We start from the raw sequence: 23,557 nt of genomic DNA, 5'->3' as shown, positions 1-23,557 counted from the left end.
GCCGATGGGTCACCGGTTCTGGTACCGGAATTTTGTTACCCGCCAGTTTGCCAGGCGTGTTGCACGCCCTAGGGGAACGGCGAGGCGATAACAATGGAAGGATGACATTAGAGGGTTCAGCTCTCTTGATAGTGAACCAAGGCTCGTGAAGTGAGTAAGTGAATTGCCGAGAGGGAGTGTCTACGTGGGCGCTGTGTCGAGCCGAGCACGCTCGATCGGTGCCGTGTGCACCGGCGCCCCCGTCGAACCGAATCACGCAACTCTCGTCCATGAACCCTGTTCCGCCAGCACAATGGTCTGCGACCACGAGTCGTCGAACTACATCACCCGCACACAACTGTCGAGGAGTCAACAGACATGGCCTTCTCCGTCCAGATGCCAGCTCTTGGTGAGAGCGTCACCGAGGGAACTGTCACGAGGTGGCTCAAACAAGAAGGCGACACCGTCGAAGTCGACGAGCCATTGCTCGAAGTCTCCACGGACAAGGTCGATACCGAGATCCCGTCGCCTGCAGCCGGTGTTCTGACCAAGATCGTCGCTCAGGAAGACGACACCGTCGAGATCGGTGGCGAGCTCGCCCAGATCGGTGACGCAGGCGAGGCCCCCTCGTCCGACGCACCGGCCGAGGACTCCGCGCCCGCCGAGGAAGCTGCGCCCGAGGAAGCTGCCGAGGAGCCCACTCCCGCTGCCGAACCCGAGCCGCAGGCCGAGGAGGAGGCACCCGCAGCGAGTGCATCGTCCGACTCGTCCGGATCCGGCACGCCGGTCACGATGCCCGAGCTGGGCGAGTCCGTCACCGAAGGCACCGTGACTCGATGGCTCAAGGCCGTCGGTGACGAGGTTGCTGTCGACGAGCCGCTGCTTGAGGTCTCCACCGACAAGGTCGACACCGAGATCCCGTCTCCGGTCGCCGGAACTCTGCTCGAGATCTCCGCAGAGGAAGACGACACGGTCGCCGTCGGTGGCCAGCTCGCCGTCATCGGTTCGGGATCGCCCGCCGAGAAGGCCCCCGAGCCCGAGGCCACCCCGGAGCCCGAGGCCCCGAAGGCCGAGGAGCCGAAGAAGGAAGAGCCGAAGAAGGAGGCTCCCAAGCAGGAAGCCCCGAAGGCCGAGCCGAAGCCGGAGCCCAAGCAGGAGGCACCCAAGGCTGCTCCCGCCAAGGAGTCGGCACCGTCGGGTGATTCCAGCCCGTACGTCACTCCCCTGGTGCGCAAGCTGGCGTCGGACAACGACGTCGATCTGTCGACCGTGAAGGGCACCGGTGTCGGTGGCCGCATCCGCAAGCAGGACGTGCTCGCCGCAGCCGAGGCCAAGAAGGCTCCGGCAGCACCGGCCGCCGCTGCTGCACCCGCCGCCGAATCCAAGCCCGCTGCCCCGGCGACCGCTGGTGTTCGCCCCGAGCTCGCGCATCTTCGCGGAACCACGCAGAAGATCAACCGGATTCGTCAGATCACCGCGAAGAAGACGCGTGAGTCCCTGCAGACTTCCGCACAGCTGACGCAGACCTTCGAGGTCGACGTGACGAAGATCGCCGGTCTGCGTACCAAGGCGAAGGCGAAGTTCGCCGAGAACGAGGGCGTCAACCTGACGTACCTGCCGTTCTTCGCCAAGGCCGTCGTCGAGGCTCTCAAGGCGCACCCCAACGTCAATGCGAGCATCAACGAGGACGCCAAGGAGATCACCTACCACGCCGACGTCCACCTCGGTATCGCCGTGGACACCGAGCAGGGTCTGCTCTCCCCCGTCATCCACAATGCGGGCGACCTGTCACTCGCCGGACTGGCTCGGGCGATCAACGACATCGCCACTCGTGCACGCTCGGGTGGACTCAAGCCCGACGAGCTGTCCGGCGGAACGTTCACCATCACCAACATCGGCAGCCAGGGCGCGTTGTTCGACACCCCGATCCTGGTTCCGCCACAGGCGGCCATGCTGGGCACCGGAGCGATCGTCAAGCGTCCGGTCGTCGTCAAGGACGACTCGGGCAACGAGTCGATCGGTGTTCGCTCGATGTGCTACCTGCCGTTGACGTACGACCACCGTCTGGTGGACGGGGCCGATGCGGGTCGCTTCCTCACGACGATCAAGCAGCGTCTCGAAGTTGCGTCGTTCGAGGCCGATCTCGGCCTGTAGGCAACCGGCGAATCGCGCCGCTCACGTATTCTGGTGAGAGCGCGAAACATTCGCATCGGAGTCTCGAAAAGAGGGGCACGAACCGTGCATCCGGGGCATCATTCGTTCGCGAATGATGCCCCGTTTGCGTCAAGGAGGCTTTCGTTCACATGCGCGTAGTCATTGCAGGTTCATCAGGATTGATCGGCACCGCTCTCGTCGCAGCACTGCGGGGTCGTAGCCACGACGTCACCCGGCTCGTTCGACGCACGCCTGCCGGACCGGACGAGTCCCAGTGGGATCCGTCGCGCGGGAGCATCGACGCGGCCACGCTCGACGGTGCCGACGCCATCGTCAACCTCTGCGGCGTCGGTATCGGCGACAAGAGATGGTCCGGTGCATACAAGCAGTTGGTACGAGACAGTCGCATCGCCCCGACCGAGGTACTCGCTGCGGCTGCGGCCGACGCCGGGGTCCCCACCTTGATCAATGCCAGCGGCGTCAATTTCTACGGCGACACCGGCGACCGGGTGGTCGACGAGAGCGCACCGGTCGGTGAGGGATTTCTGGCCGAGGTCTGTCGCGACTGGGAGAACGCAACGTCGAAGGCGTCGGAGGCCGGTGTCCGAACCATCCTTCTGCGCAGCGGTGTGGTGCTGTCGCAGCGCGGCGGCATGCTGGGCAAGCTTCGACCGCTGTACCTGTTCGCCCTCGGCGGGCGGTTGGGCAGCGGCCGTCAGTATTTCCCGTGGATTTCGTTGGAGGACGAGATCGGGGCCATCGTGCACGGCATCGAGAACGACGCACTCCGGGGGCCGGTCAACATGGTCGGCCCCACTCCGGTGACCAACGCCCAGTTCAACAGTGCGATGTCGCGAGCGGTACATCGACCGGCCCCATGGGTTGTGCCCGGCTTCGCGTTGAAGGCCGTGATCGGAGAGTTCGCCGAGGAGGCGATCCTGACCGGGCCGAGGGCGATCCCGAAGGCATTGGAGGACGCCGGGTACGCCTTCGAGCACAACACGATCGGGGAGGCACTGCGGGTAGCTGTCGGTAAGTGACTCGGCGTACCGTTTCGATTCATGAGTGACGCGAACTCTCCCACGGTCCAGGTTCCGGTTTCGGCGCGCGCGAGCACCGAGCCGGTCGTGGTGCGGGAGTTGGGCACCGTCGAGTACACCGAGGCCTGGGCACTGCAGCGCGAACTGGCCGGTGCCCGGGCGGACGACATCGGGTCCGACACCCTGTTGTTGCTCGAACATCCGTCGGTCTACACCGCGGGTCGACGCACGTCCGAGGAGGACATGCCGCGAGACGGTACGCCCGTCGTCGAGGTGGACCGTGGCGGCAAGATCACCTGGCACGGCCCCGGTCAATTGGTGGGCTATCCCATCGTCAAATTGGCGCAGCCCATCGACGTCGTCAGATACGTACGTCGCATCGAAGAGGCGCTGATCTCCGTGGTGTCTGCCTACGGTATTTCCTGCGGACGCGTGGACGGTAGATCCGGGGTATGGCTCGCCGCCGAGACCCGCGACGGAACGTGGCTGCCCGAACGCAAGATCGCTGCGATCGGGGTCCGCGTGCAACGCGGGGTCACCCTGCACGGCTTCTCACTGAACTGCAACGCGGCCATGACCGGTTTCGACGCGATCGTGCCGTGTGGCATCGCCGATGCCGGTGTGACGTCGCTGTCGCTGGAGCTCGGCCGAGAGGTCGGCACAGGCGAGGTCATCGCTGCGGTCACCGAGGCCGTTCTTGCTGCGCTGGACGGATCGTTGTCCGTACAGGATCACGAGATCGAGCATCCGTCGCCGAACGGCGCGTCTGTCAACCCGCAATTCACCACGGTTCGCTTCGGCGCGTAGCATCGTCTCTGTGACTGTGGCCCCAGAAGGACGCAAGCTGCTCCGCCTCGAGATCCGAAACGCGGAGACCCCCATCGAACGCAAACCCAACTGGATCAAGACCAAAGCCAAGATGGGCCCGGAGTACACCGAGCTCAAAGGTCTTGTGAAGCGTGAAGGTCTGCACACGGTGTGCGAGGAAGCCGGCTGCCCCAATATCTACGAGTGCTGGGAGGATCGCGAGGCGACCTTCCTCATCGGCGGTGAGCAATGCACCCGCCGGTGCGATTTCTGTCAGATCGACACCGGCAAGCCGGAGGATCTCGATCGTGACGAGCCCCGCCGGGTCGCCGAGAGCGTGCAGGCCATGGGTCTGCGCTACTCCACGATCACGGGCGTGGCTCGGGACGATCTCGAGGACGGCGGCGCGTGGCTGTACGCCGAAACGGTTCGGTACATCAAGAAGCTCAATCCGAACACCGGCGTCGAACTTCTGATCCCGGATTTCAACGCCAAGCCCGATCAGTTGGCCGAGGTGTTCTCGTCACGTCCCGAGGTGCTGGCCCACAACGTCGAGACGGTGCCGCGCATCTTCAAGCGCATCCGTCCCGCGTTCCGATACCAGCGGTCGATGGACGTCATCACCGCGGCCCGCGACGACGGTCTTGTCACCAAGTCCAACCTGATCCTCGGCATGGGTGAGACGCCCGAAGAGGTGCAGGAAGCCATTCGCGACCTGCACGAGGCCGGTTGCGACATCCTGACCATCACCCAGTACCTGCGCCCGTCGCCGCGCCACCATCCGGTCGAGCGTTGGGTCAAGCCGGAGGAGTTCGTCGAGCACTCCGATTACGCAACCGAAATCGGTTTCGCGGGTGTGCTGGCCGGGCCGTTGGTCCGCTCCTCCTACCGCGCCGGACGCCTCTACGCGCAGGCCATGGCTCATCACGGCCGTGAACTTCCCGAGAGCATGAGTCACCTGACCGACGGTGGCGAAGCCTCTCAGGAGGCCAGTTCGCTGATGGCGCGTCTGGCAGCTCGCTGATCCTTTCTGCCAACCCGGCGCGGTGCACGTGAGCGTCGGCACAGCACGTATCCTGTGAGGTATGGCGAACGGCAGTAAGGCTGGCAAAGCAGCAAAGCCCAGCAAGGAAGCAAAGGCGGCTGCGAAAGCGGCGCGCAAGCAGGCATCGAGGGAACGGCGCAAGCAGCTCTGGCAGGCGTTTCAGATGCAGCGCAAGGACGACAAGGCACTCCTTCCGCTGATGATCGGGTCGGTGGTCGGGCTCGGACTCCTCGGGTTCCTCATCGGCCTGGCCTTCGGTTTCCAGTGGTTCCTGCTCCCCATCGGACTGCTCCTGGGCGTCCTGGTTGCGTTCATCATCTTCGGTCGCCGTGTGCAGAAGTCGGTGTACAAGAAGGCAGACGGGCAGGCAGGCGCGGCTGCATGGGCGCTGGACAACCTGCAGGGGTCGTGGCGGGTGACCAATGCGATCGCCGGAACCACCCACCTCGACGCCGTGCATCGTGTCATCGGCAAGCCCGGTGTCATTCTCGTTGCCGAGGGTGCACCGCATCGCGTGAAGTCACTGTTGGCTCAGGAGAAGAAGAAAACCGCCCGCCTGGTGGGCGACACTCCGATCTACGACATCATCGTCGGAAACGAAGAGAACCAGATTCCGCTCTCGGGTCTGCAGAAGTACCTGTCGAAGTTGCCGAAGAACATCGACGGCAAGCGCATGGACACCATCGAGTCGCGACTCTCGGCTCTGGGCACCAAGGGTGGACCTGCCATGCCGAAGGGACCCATTCCCGGCGGAGCCAAGATGAAGGGCGTTCAGCGGACCATGAAGCGCCGCTGACAACTCACGACCGCTCGAACAGCCCTGGTGCGCAAACCCTCAGCGGGTTCGCAGCAGGGCTGTTCCCGTTGCACGATCATGCATTCCCCGGCCGTCCATGTCGGTGACGACGGCCGGCACCACGAACAGCAGGATGAGCTGCCGAACGAGCGCGCGCACGAAGCCGACCCGCGCGGGTGCGTCGATGCGAGCCACCTGGATACCGGCGATGAATTGCCCCGGGGTGAACGAGAACAGCGAGACGCTCACCAGTCCGACGCCGAACCACACGGCCAGCACGATCGTCGAGATCAGTCCGCTCGTGGTGTATCCACCGAGAACGAGCGATGCCACGCCGGTGGCCATCGTCCAATCGAGCACCAACGCGAGAACCCGGCGTCCGGTACCTGCCAACGCGCCGACACCCTGCTGCGGTAGGCCCAACTCCTCCCCGCGGAAGTTCTGGGGTTCACGTGGGTTCGCGGAGGCCGGTCCGGACAACCAGGACCCTGTCATTCGTGCCATGATTTCCAGGATAGGCGCGGTCGGGCACACGGGAAAACACCTGGACGTACTGTTGTCCGTGCCAGTCGTGAGCCAGGACGCGTAACACGGGCGAAACACGAGCTTGACGGGCGGGCAACACCAAGTCCATACCGTCAGGTTGACGGACTCAACAAAGGAGCAAAAGCGTGGCGTTTTCCACGGCCCAAGAGGTCATCAAGTTCATCGCAGATGAAGGAATCGAATACGTCGACATCCGGTTCACGGATTTGCCGGGTGCACAGCAGCACTTCTCGATCGCCGCCAAGGCGTTCACGGCAGACACGCTCGAGGACGGCCTCGCGTTCGACGGTTCGTCGGTCCGCGGCTTCCAGTCGATCCACGAGTCCGACATGATTCTGCTTCCGGACTACGCCACCGCTCAGGTCGATCCCTTCCGCAATGCCAAGACGCTGAACATCGACTTCTTCGTTCACGATCCGTTCACGCGTGAGGCCTACAGCCGCGACCCGCGCAACGTTGCCCGTAAGGCCGAGGAGTACCTGGCCAGCACCGGCATCGCAGACACCGCGTACTTCGGTGCCGAGGCAGAGTTCTACATCTTCGATTCCGTGCGCTTCGATTCGCAGGCGAACGGTGCGTTCTACGAGGTCGATTCGTCCTCGGGTTGGTGGAACACCGGAGCCGAGACCGAGGCCGACGGCAGCCCGAACCTCGGGTACAAGGTGCGTTTCAAGGGTGGCTACTTCCCCGTCGCTCCGTACGACCACTACGTCGACCTGCGCGACCAGATCTCCACCAACCTGCAGAACGCCGGCTTCGAGCTCGAGCGTGCGCACCACGAGGTGGGCACCGGCGGCCAGCAGGAGATCAACTACAAGTTCAACACGCTGCTTCGTGCGGCAGACGACCTGCAGCTGTTCAAGTACATCGTCAAGAACACCGCATGGCAGAACGGCAAGTCGGCAACGTTCATGCCGAAGCCGCTCTTCGGCGACAACGGCTCGGGTATGCACGTGCACCAGTCGCTGTGGAAGGACGGCAAGCCTCTCTTCCACGACGAGGCCGGATACGCCGGACTGTCGGATCTCGCGCGCCACTACATCGGCGGCATCCTGCACCACGCACCGTCGCTGTTGGCGTTCACCAACCCGACGATCAACTCGTACCACCGTCTGGTGCCGGGCTACGAAGCCCCCATCAATTTGGTCTACAGCCAGCGCAACCGCTCCGCCGCGGTTCGTATCCCGATCACCGGCAACAACCCGAAGGCCAAGCGCCTCGAGTTCCGTGCGCCGGACTCCTCGGGTAACCCGTACCTGAACTTCGCCGCTCAGATGATGGCCGGTCTGGACGGAATCAAGAACAAGATCGAGCCGATGGCACCGGTCGACAAGGATCTCTACGAGTTGCCGCCCGAGGAAGCCAAGAACATTCCTCAGGCACCGACCTCACTGAACGCGGTCATCGACCGTCTCGAGGCCGACCACGACTACCTCACCGAGGGTGGCGTGTTCACGACCGACCTGATCGAGACCTGGATCTCGCTCAAGCGTGAGCAGGAAATCGCTCCGGTCAACCTGCGTCCGCACCCGTACGAGTTCTCGCTGTACTACGACGTGTGATCGTCTGATTTCTCGTCGACAACGCCCGGCCGAATCTTTTCGGCCGGGCGTTTCGCGTTCTTCTCCGCCGAATTCTCGTGCAGATCGGCCAAAAATCCGGACCGGTCGGCGTTTGATAGTTGGCACGGAGGGTAAAGGTATTTATCCGCTCACGGCGAACAGAGGACGACAACTGCATGGATGCACTGTGGGAATTCATCGTCGGACGGCGAAGACAGTTGGCGATCGACTCCTATCTGCACGTCTCGGCCGTCGTGCAGTGCGTCGTGATAGCGACGGTCATCGGCGTCGCGATAGGAGTTCTCGTCTACCGCAGCCCCGCTGGATCGGCGATCGCGACGGCTCTCGCGAGCACGATCCTGACCATCCCCTCGTTCGCGCTGCTGGGTGTCCTCATCCCCATCATGGGATTGGGCGTTCGACCCACGGTGACCGCGTTGGTCCTCTATTCCCTGCTGCCGATCATCCGCAACACCGTGGTTGGCCTGGCGGCCGTCGATCCCGCCGTCTCCGACGCCGCCCGCGGAATCGGCATGAGCCGCACCCTGGTGCTTCGGCGCATCGAGATCCCACTCGCCTGGCCGTCCATTCTCACCGGAATGCGGATCAGCACTCAGATGGCCATGGGCATTCTCGCCATCGCCGCATACGCCAAAGGACCGGGCCTGGGCAATCTGCTCTTCTCCGGTCTCGCTCGAGTCGGTAGCCCCACTGCGCTACCGCAGGCCCTCACCGGCACTGTCCTGATCGTCCTGCTGGCGTTGATCCTCGACGGGATCTACGTGTTGATCGGCAAACTGACCACCTCGAGGGGTATTCGTGAGTGAATCGACCCGTACATCGAACGTCTCCGGCGCGGAAATCGTGCTCGAGAACGTCACCAAGAGCTACCCGGGGCAGAAGCTCGCGGCCGTGGACAACGTGTCCATGACGATTCCGGCCGGCGAGGTCGTCGTGTTGGTCGGGCCTTCGGGCTGCGGCAAGACGACGACGATGCGCATGATCAACCGGCTCATCGAGCCGACGTCGGGCCGCATCACCATCGGTGGCAAGGACGCGCTCTCGATCGACCCCAACGAGTTGCGCCGCACCATCGGTTATTCCATCCAGCAGGCCGGGCTGTTTCCGCACATGACGATCGCGCAGAACGTCGGCATGGTGCCCGGGCTCATCGGGTGGGACAAGAAACGCATCAACGATCGCACCGACGAGATGCTCGATCTCGTCGGGCTCGATCCGGCGGTCTATCGCGAGCGCTATCCGCGTCAGCTCTCGGGTGGCCAGCAGCAGCGTGTCGGCGTCGCCCGCGCACTGGCCGCCGATCCCCCGGTGCTGTTGATGGACGAGCCCTTCGGCGCGGTCGATCCGATCACCCGAGGACTGCTGCAGGACGAATTGATGCGCCTGCAAGCCGAGCTGGGTAAGACCATCGTCTTCGTGACCCACGACTTCGACGAGGCCGTCAAACTCGGTGACCGTATCGCGGTACTCGGGAACCAGTCCACGATCCTCCAGTACGACACTCCCGAGGCCGTCCTCGCCAACCCCGCGGACGACACCGTCGCGGGATTCGTCGGAGCCGGAGCCGCGTTGAAGCAGCTGACGCTGATGCGAGTTCGCGACATCGAGTTGTCCGATGTGCCGGTGTTCGGCGAGGACGACTCGGTGGAGTCGATGAACTCGGCACTCGGATCCGATCCCGAGGCGTGGGGAATCATCCTCGACTCGCGCAAGCGCCCGCTTCGGTGGACCGATCGACGCCACCTCGTCGGAGTCGGGAGCCTGCGCGACGTCGGTGTGCCGATGGGCGAGATGGTCTCGACGCAATCCACGCTGCAGGACGCACTCGAAGCTCTGCTTTCCGAGGGCAACGCGACGGCCACCGTCACCGGTAATCGCGGCGAATACGTCGGCACCGTGACGATCGACGTACTGATCGACACCATCAAATCTCTGCGATCGCAGCACGCCAACGATCATGACGAGTCGCGCGCAGACGTCGGGACACCGTCGTGACGACCCTCGCCGATACCGGCGACGAGACCAAGGACGTTGCGCGCGCAGCCAAACGCGCAGAGCGAATTCGTCTGCTCATCCAACCGGCCGTCGTGCTGCTCATCGTGGCAATTCTGTTGGTCTACGCGTTGACCCGAGATCTCACCGCGACACAGGCCGAGACGATCAACATCAGCACGATCTCCACCCGGGTTCTCGAGCACGTACTGATCACCTTCGTGGTTACGACGCTGGTACTCGTCATCGCCGTACCGCTGGGAATTCTGTTGACTCGCAACGGGTATCGCAAGGCCGCGCCGCTGTTCATCGGTATCGCGAACATCGGGCAGGCCGCGCCCGCCGTCGGACTTCTGGTGTTGTTGTTCCTCTGGACGGGCGCAACGGGCTTCTGGACCGGCGTGCTCCCTATCGCGTTCTATTCGCTGCTCCCGGTTCTGCGCAATACGATGTTGGGCTTCCAGACCGTCGAACCGACCTACATCGATGCAGCTCGTGGTCAGGGCATGTCGAACATGGGCATTCTGCGCCGCATCGAGTTTCCGCTTGCGGTGCCGTTCATACTCGCAGGCCTGCGTACCTCTCTGGTTCTCGCCGTCGGCACGGCGACGCTGAGCTTCCTTGTCGGTGCGGGTGGCCTCGGCGTCCTGATCGACACCGGCTACAAGCTCAACCAGCCACTCATTCTCGTGGTGGGTGCCGTTCTCGCGGTCGCACTCGCGCTGCTGGTGGATTGGCTGGGCGCACTCGCCGAGGCTTACCTCGGACCGAAAGGACTCCGCTGATGCGACGCACCACTCGACGACTCGCTGCGCTGTGCGCCACCACTGCTCTCGCGCTTACGGGGTGCGGGTTGCAGTCCGGCGGCGCTATGCCGTTGTCGGTCGAGGCCGGCAGCATCACTCCGCTCCCCGGGCTGGAGGGTGCCGAGTTCACCGTCGGATCGAAGGACTTCACCGAGCAGATCATCCTCGGCTACATCCTCGAATTCGCTCTGAGTGCAGCCGGTGCCGACGTTCGGGACCTCACCAATATCGTCGGCTCGCAGAGCGTCCGGCTGGCCATGCAGAGCGGCCAGGTCGACCTTGCCTACGAGTACACCGGAACCGGGTGGATCAACTACCTGGGCAACGAGACACCCATTCCCGATGCGACCGAACAGTTCGAAGCAGTGCGTGACGCCGACAAGGCCAACGGTATCGACTGGGTCAATCCGGCGCCGATGGACAACACGTACGCCCTGGCCATGAATCAGCAGGTAGCACAGGAGACCGGCGTACGCACGCTCTCGGATTACGCCGCTCTGGTGAACCGCGATCCAGCCGCTGCCGCTCTGTGCGTCGAAACCGAGTTCAACAGTCGCCAGGACGGGCTCCCCGGCCTCGCCGCCACCTACGGTTTCGACGCCAACGCCATCCCGGTGCAGATCCTGCAGACCGGCGTCATCTATCAGGCGACCGCGGACGGTTCGCAGTGCCGATTCGGCGAGGTGTTCACCACCGACGGCCGAATCAAGGGGCTGAATCTGACCGTGCTCGAAGACGACAAGTCGTTCTTCCCGCGCTACAACGCGACGGTCATCATCCGTCAGGAGGTCGCCGATCAGTACCCCGAGATCGCCGAGGTGACCGCACCGATCTCGGCGGCGCTGACCAACGAGGCCATTTCCGAGTTGAACAAGCAGGTGGACATCGACGGCCGCGAGCCCGCGGACGTCGCACGGGACTGGATGGTTCAGCAGGGGTTCGTCACCGTCGGCAGCGACTAGAGACGGGGACTAGCTTCCGCCGAAGGTCCGTTCCACCACTGCCTTCGCTCGACGTGTCACGCGCAGGTAGTTGTCGAGGAATGCTCCGGCGTCGCCGTTCTCCCAGCCCGCCACCTGCGCAACTGCGGAGAGCACAGCTCCCGGTCGCGGCAGCTGATCGGTGGGCTTGCCGCGGACCAGCACCAGCGCGTTGCGTGCCTTCGTCGCCAGGATCCAGGCTTCCCTGAGCAGTTCGACGTCGGTTTCGCTCATGAGCTCGGCCGCACCGATGGCGTCGAGTGACTGCAGGGTCGAGGTGTTGTGCAACGTCAGGACCTTGTGCGCGTACCTGAGCTGAATCAGCTGAACGGTCCACTCGATGTCTGCCAGTCCCCCACGTCCGAGCTTGGTGTGGGTGGATGGGTCGGCTCCCTTGGGCAGACGCTCGGAATCGATGCGCGCCTTGATGCGTCGAATCTCGCGGACCGCATCGGCGGACACACCGCCCTCGGGGTAGCGCACCTTGTCGGCCATCAGCAGGAATCGGATGCCGAGATCCTGGTCGCCGGCCACTTGGTGTGCGCGCAGGAGAGCCTGCACCTCCCAGGCCTGAGCCCACTGCGAGTAGTACGCGGCGTAGGACGCCAGGGTGCGCACCACCGGGCCGTTGCGGCCTTCCGGCCGCAGACCGGTGTCGACCTCGAGCGGCGGATCGGTGCTGGGCGCGCCGAGCAGTTTGCGGATGCGGTCGGCAATGGTGTTGGCCCACTTGACCGCAACGGTCTCGTCGACGCCGTCCACCGGTTCGCAGACGAACAGCACGTCTGCGTCGCTGCCGTAGCCGAGCTCGCCGCCGCCCAGGCGTCCCATACCGATGACGGCGAGAGTTGCCGGTGCAGGTTCTCCGCGTTCCTTCTCGCTGGCTCGCACTGCAGCGGCGAGCGCTGCGTTGATCACTGCGGCCCAGACCGAGGACAGCGCGCGGCACACCTGAGGCACGTCGAGCATGCCGAGAATGTCTGCCGAGGCCACCCGGGCCAGTTCGTGGCGTCGCAGCGCCCTGGCGGCGTTGATCGCTCGTACCGGGTCCTCGTACCTGGCCGAGGACGACAGGATCGCGCGGTACGTCTCCTCCGGCTCGACGTCGAGCAGCCGAGGGCCGGTGGGTCCGTCGGCGAACAACCGAATGACCTCGGGGGCCTTGATCAGCAGGTCCGGCACGTACGCCGAGGAGCCGAGCACGATCATGAGCCGCTGAGCCACTGCGCCTTCGTCGCGCAGCACGCGCAGGAACCACGTCTGCTCCCCCGCCGATTCCGACAGCCTGCGGTAGTTGAGCAGTCCGGCGTCGGGATCGGGTGTGTCGGCAAGCCACTCGAGCAGGGTCGGCAGCAACACGGCCTGGATCTGACCGCGGCGGGTACCCGAGCCGACCAGCGCACGTAGGTGGCCCAATGCGTTCTGGGGAGTCGCGTAGCCGAGCGCTGCGAGCTGGCGCGTCGCGGCGTCCGGCGTCAACCGCACTGTCTCCGAGTCGAACTTGACCACCGAGTCCAACAGCGGCCGGTAGAAGAGCTTGGCGTGCAACCGTCTGATGCGTTGTGCGTTGCGCTTGATCTCGGCGTTCAGCACCCCGAGGGAGTCGCGGTTGCCGTCCGGTCGCATGTGCGCCGACCGGGCCAGCCACCGAAGAGCTTCCTCGTCGTCCTGCGGAGGCAGGGTGTGCGTGCGCCGCATTCGCTGCAGCTGCAGGCGGTGCTCGATCAGCCGAAGAAACTCGTAGGAGGCCGTCAGATTCGCGGCGTCGTCGCGGCCGACGTAGCCGCCCTCGGTGAGTGCGGTCAGTGCGTCGGTCGTGCCGAGTACGCGCAGCGATTCGTCGGTTCGACCGTGCACCAATTGCAGGAGCTGGACCGCGAATTCGACATCCCGCAGGCTTCCGCGGCCGAGTTTGATCTCGCGCTCGCGGAGCTCCGGCGGCACCATCTCCTCGACTCGACGCCGCATCGCGCGCACCTCGGGCACGAAGTCCTCGCGCTGGCTGGCCAACCACACCATCGGGTTGACCGCGTCGACGTAATCGTTGCCGAGCGCGATGTCGCCGGTCATCGGGCGTGCTTTGAGCAACGCCTGGAACTCCCAGGTCTTGGCCCAGCGCTTGTAGTAGGCCACGTGCGAGTCGAGGGTGCGGACCAACTCGCCGCGCTTGCCCTCGGGACGCAGCGCCGCGTCGACCTCGAAGAAGGCCGAGGATCCGATGCGCATCATCTCGCCGGCGATGCGACTCGCCTGCGAGTCGGCAGGCTCGGCGACGAACACCACATCGACGTCGGAGACGTAATTGAGTTCGCGCGCACCGCATTTGCCCATCGCGACGACGGCCAAGCGCGTGGGGCACGGGGCGTCGGGGCACACGGTGGCGACGGCGACGGCGAGTGCCGCAGTGAGCGCGGCATCGGCCATGTCGGACAGTTGCGATCCGACCACCGTGTACGGCAGGACGGGTTCGTTCTCGACGGTCGCGGCGAGGTCGTACGCCGCCAGGACCATGATCTGGTCGCGGTACTTCTTGCGCAGGGCGATCACGGCTGGCGGTCCGGTGATCGACGCCCGGTACAGGTCGGGCGCGGCATTGGGTCCGGTCTCTGGCTCGGCCCCGACCACCTCGAGGAGTTCCGCGACCAATGTCGCCTTGCTGGGGAGTTCGATCTTCGCCGAGACCCCGGTGCCCTGACCTTCCTTGGTCAGCAGCAGACGCCACGTGCTGTCGTCGGCCACGAGGTGATCGGCGAGCGCACTCGAGGCACCGACGAGTCCGAGAATGCGCCCACGGAATCCCTTGTCCGTGCGCAGCGCCGTGTCGAACTCCGACCAACCGGAACCGAGCAACTCGTACAACCGCACGAGGGTGCGGAGCGCGAGATCGGCATTGGGCGCGCGCGAGAGCGACCAGAGCAGCTCGAGGCTGTCCTCGTCCGTCCAACCGAGAGTGCGCAGATCGGACGGCGCAGTTTCTTCGACCAGGCCGAGTCGGCCCGGTCCGGGAACGACGGATCTGGAAGTAGGAGGACGCACCATCTAGAATCCACCTCGGCGTGCCACAGTTTTACCCCGTCGTCAGTAATGCGACGCGAGGGTGCCCGCGCCGGCATCGGAACTACCATTCACGATCGACTAGAACGTAGCCCATGACGACGCCGTGCTGTTAAAGACCCAGGTAGGCCTTCAACTCGTACGGCGTGACGTGGCTGCGGTATTCCTCCCACTCGCGACGCTTGTTGCGGAGGAAGAAGTCGAAGACGTGCTCGCCCAGTGCCTCGGCGACCAGTTCGGAGCCTTCCATCGCGTTCAGTGCCTGATCGAGATTGCCCGGCAGTTCCTTGTATCCCATGGCGCGACGTTCCGCGGAGGTCAGTGCCCACACGTCTTCCTCGGCCTCGGGCGGCAGGGTGTAGCCCTTCTCGATTCCACGCAGACCGGCGGCCAGCAGAACCGCGAAGGCGAGGTACGGGTTGCAGGCCGAATCAGGGCTGCGGATCTCGACTCGGCGTGAGGATGCCTTGTTCGGGGTGTACATCGGCACGCGGATCAGTGCCGAGCGGTTCGCCGGTCCCCACGACGCCGCCGTCGGTGCCTCGCCGCCGCGCACGAGCCGCTTGTAGGAGTTGACCCACTGGTTGGTCACGGCGCTGATCTCGTTGGCGTGTTCGAGGATGCCTGCGATGAAGGACTTGCCGGTCTCCGAGAGCTGCATCGGGTCGTCCGGGTTGTGGAAGGCGTTGGCGTCGCCCTCGAACAGGCTCATGTGCGTGTGCATCGCCGAGCCGGCCTGATCGCTGAAGGGCTTGGGCATGAACGTCGCGCGCACGCCTTCTTCGATGGCGACTTCCTTGACCACGTAGCGGAAGGTCATGATGTTGTCGGCCATCGACAGTGCGTCGGCGTAGCGGAGGTCGATCTCCTGCTGGCCCGGTGCGGCCTCGTGGTGGCTGAACTCGACCGAGATTCCCATCGACTCGAGCGCGTCGATGGCGTGCCTGCGGAAGTTCGGGGCCGAGTCGTGTACGGCCTGATCGAAGTAGCCGCCGTTGTCGGCCGGGGTCGGCGGTGAGCCGTCCTGCGGAGCGTCCTTGAGCAGGAAGAATTCGATCTCGGGGTGCACGTAGCAGCTGAATCCCAGGTCCGCGGCCTTGCTGAGCTGGCGACGAAGCACGTGGCGTGAGTCGGCCCAGGACGGCGAGCCGTCGGGCATGGCGATGTCGCAGAACATCCGCGCCGAGTGCTGGTGCCCTTTGCTGGTGGACCACGGCAGAATCTGGAACGTCGACGGATCGGGCTTGGCCACGGTGTCGGCCTCGGACACGCGGGCGAATCCTTCGATGGCGCTACCGTCGAAACCGATCCCCTCGTCGAAAGCCCCTTCGAGCTCGGCGGGGGCGATGGCCACCGACTTGAGGTACCCGAGAACGTCGGTGAACCAGAGGCGGACGAAACGAATGTCGCGCTCTTCGAGGGTCCGGAGCACGAATTCCTTTTGACGATCCATGAACGCGAGAGTAAGCAAACGGAGTTAAATCTGTGTTACATCGTGAATTCGGTCTCACTTCGTGAAACTCTCTGCGCACTTCACGGGACGTGAGCTAGCACGTCAACACCGCAATCCGTCCTCCGGCGGCACCAGCTCGACGAGGTAGTTCACCAAAGGCTCGTCGATGCAGTCGACGCCGGAGAAGGCGACCGTGTGCTGCGTACCGTCGTACGTCACCAGATCCGCGCGCAGCTGCGCCGCCAGCTCGACACCTGCCTGGTAGGGCGTGGCCGGGTCGTTGGTCGTCGAGACGACCACCAGCGTCGGCAGTCCCTCGACGTCGACGATGTGCGGATCACTCGTGTTCGGCACCGGCCAGAAGGCGCACAGGTCCAGTGGCGCGCTGCCCGTCGCCCGACCGTCGTCCAGGTACGGCGCGGCGGCACGGAACCGGGCGTCCGCCTCGTCGGCCGCTGCGCGATCGGTGGTCGGTGGGCCGTCGACGCAACGAACCGCATTGAATGCGTCGTCGATGTTGGTGTAGCTACCGTCCTCGAGCCGGCCGGAGTAGGTGTCGGCGAGCCGGAGCAGCGTGTCGCCCCGACCATCGCGCAATTCGTTCAACCCGGCCCGGAGCAGACGCCACAGCTGCTGTGAGTACAGCGCTTGCTGGGCTCCGGTGATCGCGTCGTCGTAGCTGAGGCCACGGGGATCGGTCGTGTCGGCGGGTCGGTCGATCAGTGGGTCCACCAAGGACCGGAACTGCGCTACGGCCTGCGCCGGGTCGGTTCCGAGCGGGCAGGTCTCGGTCTGCGCGCAGTCCGCGGCGAAAGCGTCGAACGCGGTCTGGAATGCCGCCCCCTGGGCAACGGCCTCGTCGACGGGTGACTGGTCGGGATCGAGAGCACCGTCGAGCACCATCGCGCGCACGTTCGACGGGAACTCCTCGGCGTACGCGGTCCCGATTCGCGTGCCGTAGGAGTACCCGATGTAGGTCAGCTTCTCGTCGCCCAGGACTGCGCGGATGACGTCCATGTCCCGCACCACCTCGCGGGTGCCGACGTGCTCGAGCACGTCCGCCCCGGTCCGCTCCACACACTGCGCGGCGTAGTCCCGATGTTCGGCCTCGGTCGCCGCGATGCCTTCGGGGCTGACGTCCACATCGGGTTCGCGACGCTCCTGGTCGACCTCCTCGGACGTCAGACAACGGACCTCCGGCTCGGATGCTCCGATCCCGCGTGGGTCGAAGCCGATGCGGTCGAAGCGATCGGCGACGGCGGTGCCTTCGGCCTGCCCGGCGAGGTAGAGGCCCGACGATCCGGGCCCGCCCGGGTTCATCAGTACCGATCCGATCTTCTCGCCCGTCGCCTTCGTCCGTGAGATGGCGACCTCGATAGTCCTGCCCTCGGGGTCGGCGTAGTCCAACGGCACGGTCACCATCGCGCATTCGACGGCACTTCCCAGTTCGCTGCCGTCGGTGTTGTACCGGTCGCAGCTTTCCCACTCCAGCGTTTGGGTGTAGAACGTTTCGAGCCCCGAGGGGATCGGGCCGACGGCGGATGCCGATGAGGAGCTGTCCGACGCACCGGAGTTCTCGGGAGTGGCTGTCGGCTCGGACGTGGAGCAGCCGACGGCCAACACGGCGACCGCGGACAGTGCCACGGCCGTGCTCCTGGTGCGCGTTCTCATGGCACGATCGTGCCAGGTCTTTCGGGCCCTCCGCTCCCGCTGCCCGGCGGGGACGTCGTGCGAGCACTAGCGTGGATGCCGTGCAGGCACTTCGACTCGCCCTCGCCCAGATCAACTCCGTGGTCGGCGATCTTGCAGCGAATTCCGCAGCGATCGTCGAGTGGACGGTCCGCGCAGCTCACGACGGTGCCAACGTGGTGGTGTTTCCCGAGATGGCGCTGACGGGATACCCCGTCGAGGATCTGGCTCTGCGACCGTCGTTCGCCGCCGCGTCGGCGCACTGCCTCACCGAGTTGGCGACAGCCCTCGACGCTGCCGGGTGTGGCGATCGCATCGTCGTGGTCGGCTACCTCGATCGCGACGCCGAGGGCTCGCGGAACAGCGCGGCAGTGATCACCGCCGGACGGGTGACGACTCGGTACGACAAGCACTCGCTCCCCACCTACCGAGTGTTCGACGAGGCACGCTACTTCGCTCCGGGATCCGGCCTGAGCATCACGACGGTGAACGGCCTGCGGCTCGGCGTCGTTGTCTGCGAGGACATCTGGCAACCGGGCGGGTCCGTGCCCGCCTATGCCGCGGCCGGGGTGGACATGCTGCTCTGCCTCAACGCCAGCCCCTTCGAGCAGGGAAAGGACGAGGTGCGTCGCTCCATCGCCCTGCGACGGGCCACCGAGATCGGCGCTCCGATCGCCTACGTCAACGTCGTCGGCGGCCAGGACGAGTTGGTGTTCGACGGGGCGAGTTTCGTCGTCGGTCCGGACGGCTCCACCTGGGGCCGCTCCCCGCAATTCGTCGAGCATCTGCTGATCGTCGACGTCGACGCTCCGACGGCACCACATCCGGATGCCGCCGAGGTACCCGGCTGGACCATCGATCGGGTCACGCTCCCCGACGTGGCGGTCACCGGCTGGCAGCGAGCCGAGCCGTTCCTCGCAGAGATCGTGAGCACCGAGGAACAGGTGTGGGGCGCACTGGTGACGGGTCTACGAGACTACGTGCACAAGAACGGTTTTCGTTCGGTGGCTCTCGGATTGTCCGGCGGTATCGATTCGGCGGTGGTCGCCGCGATCGCCGTCGACGCCCTGGGCCACGATGCGGTACACGCAGTGTCGATGCCCTCGACGTACTCGTCGACTCACTCTCGCACCGACGCAGAGGATTTCGCGTCGCGCACGGGTGTTCATTTCCGCGTCGAGCCGATTGCCGACATGGTCGCCCGCTACGTCGACCAGCTGCATCTGACCGGGCTCGCCGAGGAGAACATCCAGGCGCGGTGCCGGGGCATGGTGCTGATGGCACTGTCGAACAGCTTCGGCCATCTGGTGTTGGCCACCGGCAACAAATCCGAACTGGCCGTTGGCTATTCGACGATCTACGGGGATGCCGTCGGCGGCTTCGCGCCGATCAAGGACGTGCCGAAGTCGCTCGTGTGGGATCTGGCGCGGTGGCGAAACAAGTCCGCGGCCGACCGTGGGGACATTCCTCCGATCCCCGAGTCGAGCATCGACAAGCCGCCGTCCGCAGAGCTCAGGCCGGGGCAACTCGACACCGACTCGTTGCCCGATTACGACGAGCTCGACGCCATCCTGTTCAGGTACGTCGACCACGACCAGGGCTTCGAGGACATCGTGGCGGCCGGATTCGAGGCCGCGGTGGTCGCGGACATCCTGCGCAAGGTCGACGCGTCGGAATACAAGCGGCGTCAGTATCCGATCGGCACCAAGGTCACCTCTCGTGCGTTCGGACGTGACCGCCGCATGCCGATCACCAACGGCTGGCGGGATTACGCGGCGCGCGGCGGGGTGTGACGAATTGCACTGCCGGTAGCGGTCCGGCAGGTCGTGAGCAGTGGCAGACTTGCCCACGTCATCACACCCCATCCCGGGGACCCGCCGAGCGGGCCTCGAGGACCAGAAAGGGACAAAGATGTCCGAAACTGCTGCGTACGGCGGATCCGCTCAGGAAGCACCCTCCACCGCGCTGAACCGCAAGACCCGCACCCACCACCTTCTGCAGATGAAGGCCGACGGTGAGCGCTGGGGAATGCTCACCGCCTACGACTACTCCAGTGCCCGCATCTTCGAGGAAGCCGGAGTTCCGGTTCTCCTCGTCGGCGACTCGGCGGCAAACGTCGTCTACGGCTACGACACCACCGTGCCGATCACCGTCGACGAGCTCCTTCCGCTGGTCCGCGGGGTGGTCCGCGGCGCACCGCACGCCCTCGTCGTCGCAGATCTGCCCTTCGGCACCTACGAGGCCTCGCCGCAGCAGGCACTGGAAACCGCTGTCCGGTTCATGAAGGAAGGTCTCGCGGGCGCAGTCAAGCTCGAAGGCGGCGAGCGCGTGGCCGGCCAGATCGCCGCGATCACTGCCGCGGGCATCCCGGTGATGGCCCACGTCGGCTTCACCCCGCAGAGTGTCAACACCCTCGGTGGCTTCCGCGTTCAGGGTCGCGGAGACGCGTCCGAGCAGCTGGTGGCCGACGCCATCGCAGTCCAGGAAGCGGGAGCATTCGCCGTCGTCATGGAGATGGTTCCCGCCGACATTGCCGGCCAGGTCACCCGCAAGCTGACCATTCCCACGGTCGGCATCGGTGCGGGCAACGAATGCGACGCGCAGGTTCTGGTGTGGCAGGACATGGCCGGATACACCAACGGTAAGACCGCGAAGTTCGTGAAGAAGTTCGCCGACGTCGGCGATTGCTTGCGGACCGCGGCAACGACGTACCTGTCCGAGGTGCGGTCGGGGGTCTTCCCCGGGCCCGAACACAGCTACTGATCGTTACCGTCTCCGTCGGGTGCGGATGGCACACTCGGACCATGAAACTGAGACGGGGTTCGACCTTCGAGGCACGGAGAAGCGCGGTCGCAGTAGTCGGCGCGGCTGCGCTCCTCACGCTGATCGGTGCGTGCAGCACGGATACGACCAACACCGGTTCGTCGTCGACGACGACGACTGTCGTGCCGACCACCACGGTCACCGCACCGCCGGCGGAAGCAGTGATCACCGATGCCCAGAAGCAACAGCTGTGCACCGATCTCGAGGCGCAGCTGTCCAACTGGCGCGTCCAGGGGCCGACGCTCGGCCGGGGCGGGCTCAACATCCTGGTGCAGACCTGGGCGGCGCAGAGCGGCGTCATCAACCTGCAGGTGGTGCAGAACCGAGCGATCGTCGACGACATCACGACGGAGACGTGCTCGGACGTACGGGACGAGGCCATCCGCTCGCTGGACATTCCGGACCTCGCATCCGGTCTGGTGGGCTTCTAGGATGCGTTCTCTGTACCCCGAGATCGATCCTGTCGACACCGGACACCTCGATGTCGGCGACGGACAGCAGATCTACTGGGAAGTCTCCGGCAATCCCGACGGCGCTCCGGTGGTATTCGTACACGGCGGTCCCGGCGGGGCCACCAATCCGTTGCAACGGCGGTATTTCGACCCGCAGGCCTATCGAATCGTGTTGTTCGATCAGCGGGGCTGCGGGCAGTCGACCCCGCACATCGCCGACGGCGCCGATCTGTCGGTCAACAGCACCGACCGGCTGATCTCGGACATGGAGAAGCTGCGGGAACATCTGAGCATCGACACGTGGTTGGTGTTCGGCGGTTCCTGGGGCTCGACGCTGTCGCTGGCGTACGCACAGTCGCACCGGGATCGCGTGCGAGGACTGATTCTGCGGGGTATTTTCCTGGTGCGGCCGTCGGAGATCGACTGGTACTACGGCGGCGGGGCAGGCCACATCTTCCCCGATCTGTGGGAGAAGTTTCTCGAACCTGTTCCGGAGGACGAGCGCGGCGGCAATCTCGTCGAGGCATACCACCGGCAGTTGACGTCCGACGACCGCGAGGCCGCTACGAAAGCCGCGGTGGCGTGGTCCACCTGGGAGGCGGCGACGAGTTACCTGTTGCCGAAATCGGATGCAGTGCAAGACAACTCGGACCCGCGGTTTGCCCTGGCATTTGCCGGTATCGAGAACCACTACTTCCGTAACAACTGCTTTCTCGAAGAGAATCAACTGCTACGTGATGCCCACTTGCTCGACGGCATTCCGGGTGTCATCGTGCAGGGCCGCTACGACGTCGTGTGCCCGGCGACGAGCGCGTGGGCGCTGCACAAGGCCTGGCCCTCGGCAGATCTGGTGATCGTCGACGACGCCGGGCACTCTGCAGCCGAACCCGGCATCGTGCATCACCTCGTCGAGGCGACGGATCGTTTCAGGCAGTGACGGCCGGGTAGTCGAACCGGACTGTGCGCGAGTCGGTGTCGGCCCGGGTCAACCGGACCTTCACCGACTCCCCTGCGGGCGGTTCTCCGTCGCACTTGCCGAGAACTATCGGCTGCGACACCAACACCTCGGCGTCCCGCTTCCCCTCGGCACCGCGCAGCACGACGGCCGAGAAATGCTCGCCCACTCTGTCTTTCAGTACGTGCGCCTCGGTGAGGTCGATGCAGGCACGGTCCACCTTCGACGCCGCGGAATCCGATCCGCGCATGATGGCGGGCAACTCCGGCAGCGCCTGCGCCGCCCAGTCCGGTACCGGCACTTCGGCCACGACGGCCAGGCACACCTCGGTGGCGAAGCGATCGGACAGCCGCCGCAGTGGTGCCGTCACGTGCGCGTACGGCGCGCCGATTCCCGAATGCTCGACCGAAGTATCACTGTCCACAGGGTTCGTCGTGCGGTCGAACGCGAGGTAGTCCGCACCGCGCAGCAAACCGGTCGCCTGGGTCATCATCGCCAGTGTCGACGGCTCGTCGGTGGGCAGACCCGCCAGCACAGACCCGGCGGATGCGCCTGCGGGCCAGTCGATTCCGAGGGCTGCTGCCGTCTTCTTCAGTGTGTCCACGGATTCGGACGAGGCAGGCGGGAGGGTGCGCACGATACCGATTCCGGCGTCGAGCATGATTCTGGCGGCGCACATTCCCGTCAGCAGCGATATTTCGGCGTTCCACCCGTCCACTGCGGTGCGTGGTTGCAGGACGATGCGCCAGCCTCGCCCGTCCGGCACCACTTCCTGCTCGGGCAGGGTGATGTCGACGGCTCCGCGCCGTCTCGCTGCAGCTGCGCGCTGGGCCCCGAATTCGGCCAACGCTGCGATGGACGGATGCGGTGTCCCCGCGTCCACATCGGCCTGCACTGCGGCGTAATCGAGCCGGGCGGTCGATCGAACGAGCGCGCGGGTGACGGTCCACGCGGCCGCCTCGCCGACGTCGTCGAGTTCGATGGTCCACAGCGCGGCGCAACGCGTCTGGCCCTCGAGCAGGCTGCCCGAGCCCTCCGACAGCTCTCGTGGATGCAACGGTACGGATCCGTCGGGAAGGTAGAACGTCTGACCGCGTCGACGGGTTTCGGTGTCGAGCGCTCCCCCTGGCGTCACCAGTGCGCCCACGTCGGCAATCGCGTAGTGCACCACCAATCCGTTGGACGTCTTCTCGATGTGTACGGCTTGGTCGAGGTCCTTCGAGCCGGGCGGGTCGATGGTGACGAACGGGATGTCAGTGCGGTCGATTCTGCTGTCGGCGTGCAGGTCTCGGGCTTCGACCGCCTCGCGCATCACGTCTGCGTCGAACGCTTCGTTCAGTGCGAACTCGGATCTGATGGCCTCGAAGTCGAAGCCCGGGGCCCTCAGCCGGGTGAGCAGCACC

General features: G+C 65.3%; 19 protein-coding genes. 14 read left to right on the top strand and 5 right to left on the bottom strand.

What is annotated here, in order from left to right:
- Positions 1 to 357 precede the first annotated feature (357 nt).
- The 5 genes from sucB to NY08_RS03075 all read left to right on the top strand — a co-directional run bounded on the left by sucB (position 358) and on the right by NY08_RS03075 (position 5,821).
- Positions 358 to 2,133 carry a 2-oxoglutarate dehydrogenase, E2 component, dihydrolipoamide succinyltransferase gene (sucB, locus tag NY08_RS03095; RefSeq protein ID WP_045194858.1) on the top strand — a complete coding sequence of 592 codons (1,776 nt, stop codon included), beginning with the start codon at positions 358 to 360 and terminating at the stop codon, positions 2,131 to 2,133.
- Positions 2,134 to 2,282: 149 nt separating this feature from the next.
- Positions 2,283 to 3,173 carry a TIGR01777 family oxidoreductase gene (locus NY08_RS03090; RefSeq protein WP_032394425.1) on the top strand — a complete coding sequence of 297 codons (891 nt, stop codon included), beginning with the start codon at positions 2,283 to 2,285 and terminating at the stop codon, positions 3,171 to 3,173.
- Between the two features lie 21 nt (positions 3,174 to 3,194).
- The gene (gene lipB / locus NY08_RS03085; RefSeq protein WP_032394426.1) at positions 3,195 to 3,980 is read left to right on the top strand and encodes a lipoyl(octanoyl) transferase LipB; all 786 of its coding nucleotides are present in this window, start codon (positions 3,195 to 3,197) and stop codon (positions 3,978 to 3,980) included.
- A 10-nt stretch (positions 3,981 to 3,990) separates the two neighbouring features.
- On the top strand, positions 3,991 to 5,004 hold the full coding sequence (gene lipA / locus NY08_RS03080) for a lipoyl synthase (protein ID WP_176459221.1): 1,014 nt from the start codon (positions 3,991 to 3,993) through the stop codon (positions 5,002 to 5,004).
- A gap of 61 nt (positions 5,005 to 5,065) precedes the next feature.
- Positions 5,066 to 5,821: a DUF4191 domain-containing protein gene (locus NY08_RS03075; RefSeq protein ID WP_032394428.1), complete on the top strand. Its 756-nt coding sequence runs from the start codon at positions 5,066 to 5,068 to the stop codon at positions 5,819 to 5,821.
- Positions 5,822 to 5,860: 39 nt separating this feature from the next.
- Here NY08_RS03075 and NY08_RS03070 read toward each other — a convergent pair whose 3' ends face one another.
- A complete protein-coding gene (locus NY08_RS03070; RefSeq protein ID WP_032394429.1) occupies positions 5,861 to 6,325 on the bottom strand; it encodes an RDD family protein in 465 nt (154 codons plus the stop codon).
- A gap of 167 nt (positions 6,326 to 6,492) precedes the next feature.
- Between NY08_RS03070 and glnA (NY08_RS03065) the strand changes: the two genes are divergently transcribed.
- From glnA (NY08_RS03065) to NY08_RS03045, 5 genes are all read left to right on the top strand, one after another.
- Positions 6,493 to 7,929, top strand: coding sequence for a type I glutamate--ammonia ligase (gene glnA / locus NY08_RS03065; protein WP_032368128.1), 1,437 nt, complete (start codon positions 6,493 to 6,495; stop codon positions 7,927 to 7,929).
- Between the two features lie 176 nt (positions 7,930 to 8,105).
- Complete coding sequence (locus NY08_RS03060; RefSeq protein ID WP_032394430.1) at positions 8,106 to 8,756, top strand: ABC transporter permease; 651 nt, start codon at positions 8,106 to 8,108, stop codon at positions 8,754 to 8,756.
- Positions 8,749 to 9,945 carry an ABC transporter ATP-binding protein gene (locus tag NY08_RS03055; protein ID WP_045194855.1) on the top strand — a complete coding sequence of 399 codons (1,197 nt, stop codon included), beginning with the start codon at positions 8,749 to 8,751 and terminating at the stop codon, positions 9,943 to 9,945. Before NY08_RS03060 ends, NY08_RS03055 begins: the two co-directional genes overlap by 8 nt.
- On the top strand, positions 9,942 to 10,727 hold the full coding sequence (locus NY08_RS03050) for an ABC transporter permease (protein ID WP_045194854.1): 786 nt from the start codon (positions 9,942 to 9,944) through the stop codon (positions 10,725 to 10,727). Before NY08_RS03055 ends, NY08_RS03050 begins: the two co-directional genes overlap by 4 nt.
- A complete protein-coding gene (locus NY08_RS03045; RefSeq protein WP_045194853.1) occupies positions 10,727 to 11,710 on the top strand; it encodes a glycine betaine ABC transporter substrate-binding protein in 984 nt (327 codons plus the stop codon). Before NY08_RS03050 ends, NY08_RS03045 begins: the two co-directional genes overlap by 1 nt.
- 9 nt (positions 11,711 to 11,719) lie before the next feature.
- Here the strand turns inward: NY08_RS03045 and NY08_RS03040 are convergent, their stop codons facing one another.
- From NY08_RS03040 to NY08_RS03030, 3 genes are all read right to left on the bottom strand, one after another.
- Positions 11,720 to 14,767 carry a bifunctional [glutamine synthetase] adenylyltransferase/[glutamine synthetase]-adenylyl-L-tyrosine phosphorylase gene (locus tag NY08_RS03040; RefSeq protein ID WP_045194851.1) on the bottom strand — a complete coding sequence of 1,016 codons (3,048 nt, stop codon included), beginning with the start codon at positions 14,765 to 14,767 and terminating at the stop codon, positions 11,720 to 11,722.
- Between the two features lie 127 nt (positions 14,768 to 14,894).
- Positions 14,895 to 16,235 (bottom strand): type I glutamate--ammonia ligase, encoded by a 1,341-nt coding sequence (glnA, locus tag NY08_RS03035; protein ID WP_032379097.1) that lies wholly within the window; start codon positions 16,233 to 16,235, stop codon positions 14,895 to 14,897.
- Positions 16,236 to 16,337: 102 nt separating this feature from the next.
- Entirely contained in the window at positions 16,338 to 17,906 is a 1,569-nt protein-coding gene (locus NY08_RS03030; protein WP_045194850.1) for an alpha/beta hydrolase, read from the bottom strand.
- Positions 17,907 to 17,986: 80 nt separating this feature from the next.
- Between NY08_RS03030 and NY08_RS03025 the strand changes: the two genes are divergently transcribed.
- The 4 genes from NY08_RS03025 (at position 17,987) to pip (ending at position 22,136) form a co-directional block, all read left to right on the top strand.
- Positions 17,987 to 19,717, top strand: a complete 1,731-nt coding sequence (locus NY08_RS03025; protein WP_045199624.1) for an NAD+ synthase — start codon at positions 17,987 to 17,989, stop codon at positions 19,715 to 19,717.
- Positions 19,718 to 19,835: 118 nt separating this feature from the next.
- Positions 19,836 to 20,687: a 3-methyl-2-oxobutanoate hydroxymethyltransferase gene (panB, locus tag NY08_RS03020; RefSeq protein WP_045194849.1), complete on the top strand. Its 852-nt coding sequence runs from the start codon at positions 19,836 to 19,838 to the stop codon at positions 20,685 to 20,687.
- Positions 20,688 to 20,728: 41 nt separating this feature from the next.
- Positions 20,729 to 21,178: a hypothetical protein gene (locus NY08_RS03015; RefSeq protein WP_045194848.1), complete on the top strand. Its 450-nt coding sequence runs from the start codon at positions 20,729 to 20,731 to the stop codon at positions 21,176 to 21,178.
- Position 21,179: 1 nt separating this feature from the next.
- On the top strand, positions 21,180 to 22,136 hold the full coding sequence (gene pip, locus NY08_RS03010) for a prolyl aminopeptidase (protein WP_045194847.1): 957 nt from the start codon (positions 21,180 to 21,182) through the stop codon (positions 22,134 to 22,136).
- Here pip and NY08_RS03005 read toward each other — a convergent pair.
- Positions 22,126 to 23,556, bottom strand: a complete 1,431-nt coding sequence (locus NY08_RS03005; RefSeq protein ID WP_045194845.1) for an RNB domain-containing ribonuclease — start codon at positions 23,554 to 23,556, stop codon at positions 22,126 to 22,128. The two genes, pip and NY08_RS03005, sit on opposite strands and share 11 nt — an antisense overlap.
- Position 23,557: the final 1 nt, after the last annotated feature.

Origin of the sequence: Rhodococcus sp. B7740 (assembly GCF_000954115.1) — a bacterium.
GTDB lineage: Bacteria > Actinomycetota > Actinomycetes > Mycobacteriales > Mycobacteriaceae > Rhodococcoides.
Note: the sequence above shows the minus strand (reverse complement) of the source record. Positions and strands in the feature narration are given on the sequence as shown.

Bases quoted from the DNA above. Each gene is read 5' to 3' on its own strand.
- sucB (WP_045194858.1), top strand. From the start codon at position 358: ATGGCCTTCTCCGTCCAGATGCCAGCTCTTGGTGAGAGCGTCACCGAG.
- NY08_RS03090 (WP_032394425.1), top strand. From the start codon at position 2,283: ATGCGCGTAGTCATTGCAGGTTCATCAGGATTGATCGGCACCGCTCTC.
- lipB (WP_032394426.1), top strand. From the start codon at position 3,195: ATGAGTGACGCGAACTCTCCCACGGTCCAGGTTCCGGTTTCGGCGCGC.
- NY08_RS03075 (WP_032394428.1), top strand. From the start codon at position 5,066: ATGGCGAACGGCAGTAAGGCTGGCAAAGCAGCAAAGCCCAGCAAGGAA.
- NY08_RS03070 (WP_032394429.1), bottom strand. From the start codon at position 6,325: ATGGCACGAATGACAGGGTCCTGGTTGTCCGGACCGGCCTCCGCGAAC.
- NY08_RS03060 (WP_032394430.1), top strand. From the start codon at position 8,106: ATGGATGCACTGTGGGAATTCATCGTCGGACGGCGAAGACAGTTGGCG.
- NY08_RS03045 (WP_045194853.1), top strand. From the start codon at position 10,727: ATGCGACGCACCACTCGACGACTCGCTGCGCTGTGCGCCACCACTGCT.
- NY08_RS03040 (WP_045194851.1), bottom strand. From the start codon at position 14,767: ATGGTGCGTCCTCCTACTTCCAGATCCGTCGTTCCCGGACCGGGCCGA.
- glnA (WP_032379097.1), bottom strand. From the start codon at position 16,235: ATGGATCGTCAAAAGGAATTCGTGCTCCGGACCCTCGAAGAGCGCGAC.
- NY08_RS03030 (WP_045194850.1), bottom strand. From the start codon at position 17,906: ATGAGAACGCGCACCAGGAGCACGGCCGTGGCACTGTCCGCGGTCGCC.
- panB (WP_045194849.1), top strand. From the start codon at position 19,836: ATGTCCGAAACTGCTGCGTACGGCGGATCCGCTCAGGAAGCACCCTCC.
- NY08_RS03015 (WP_045194848.1), top strand. From the start codon at position 20,729: ATGAAACTGAGACGGGGTTCGACCTTCGAGGCACGGAGAAGCGCGGTC.
- pip (WP_045194847.1), top strand. From the start codon at position 21,180: ATGCGTTCTCTGTACCCCGAGATCGATCCTGTCGACACCGGACACCTC.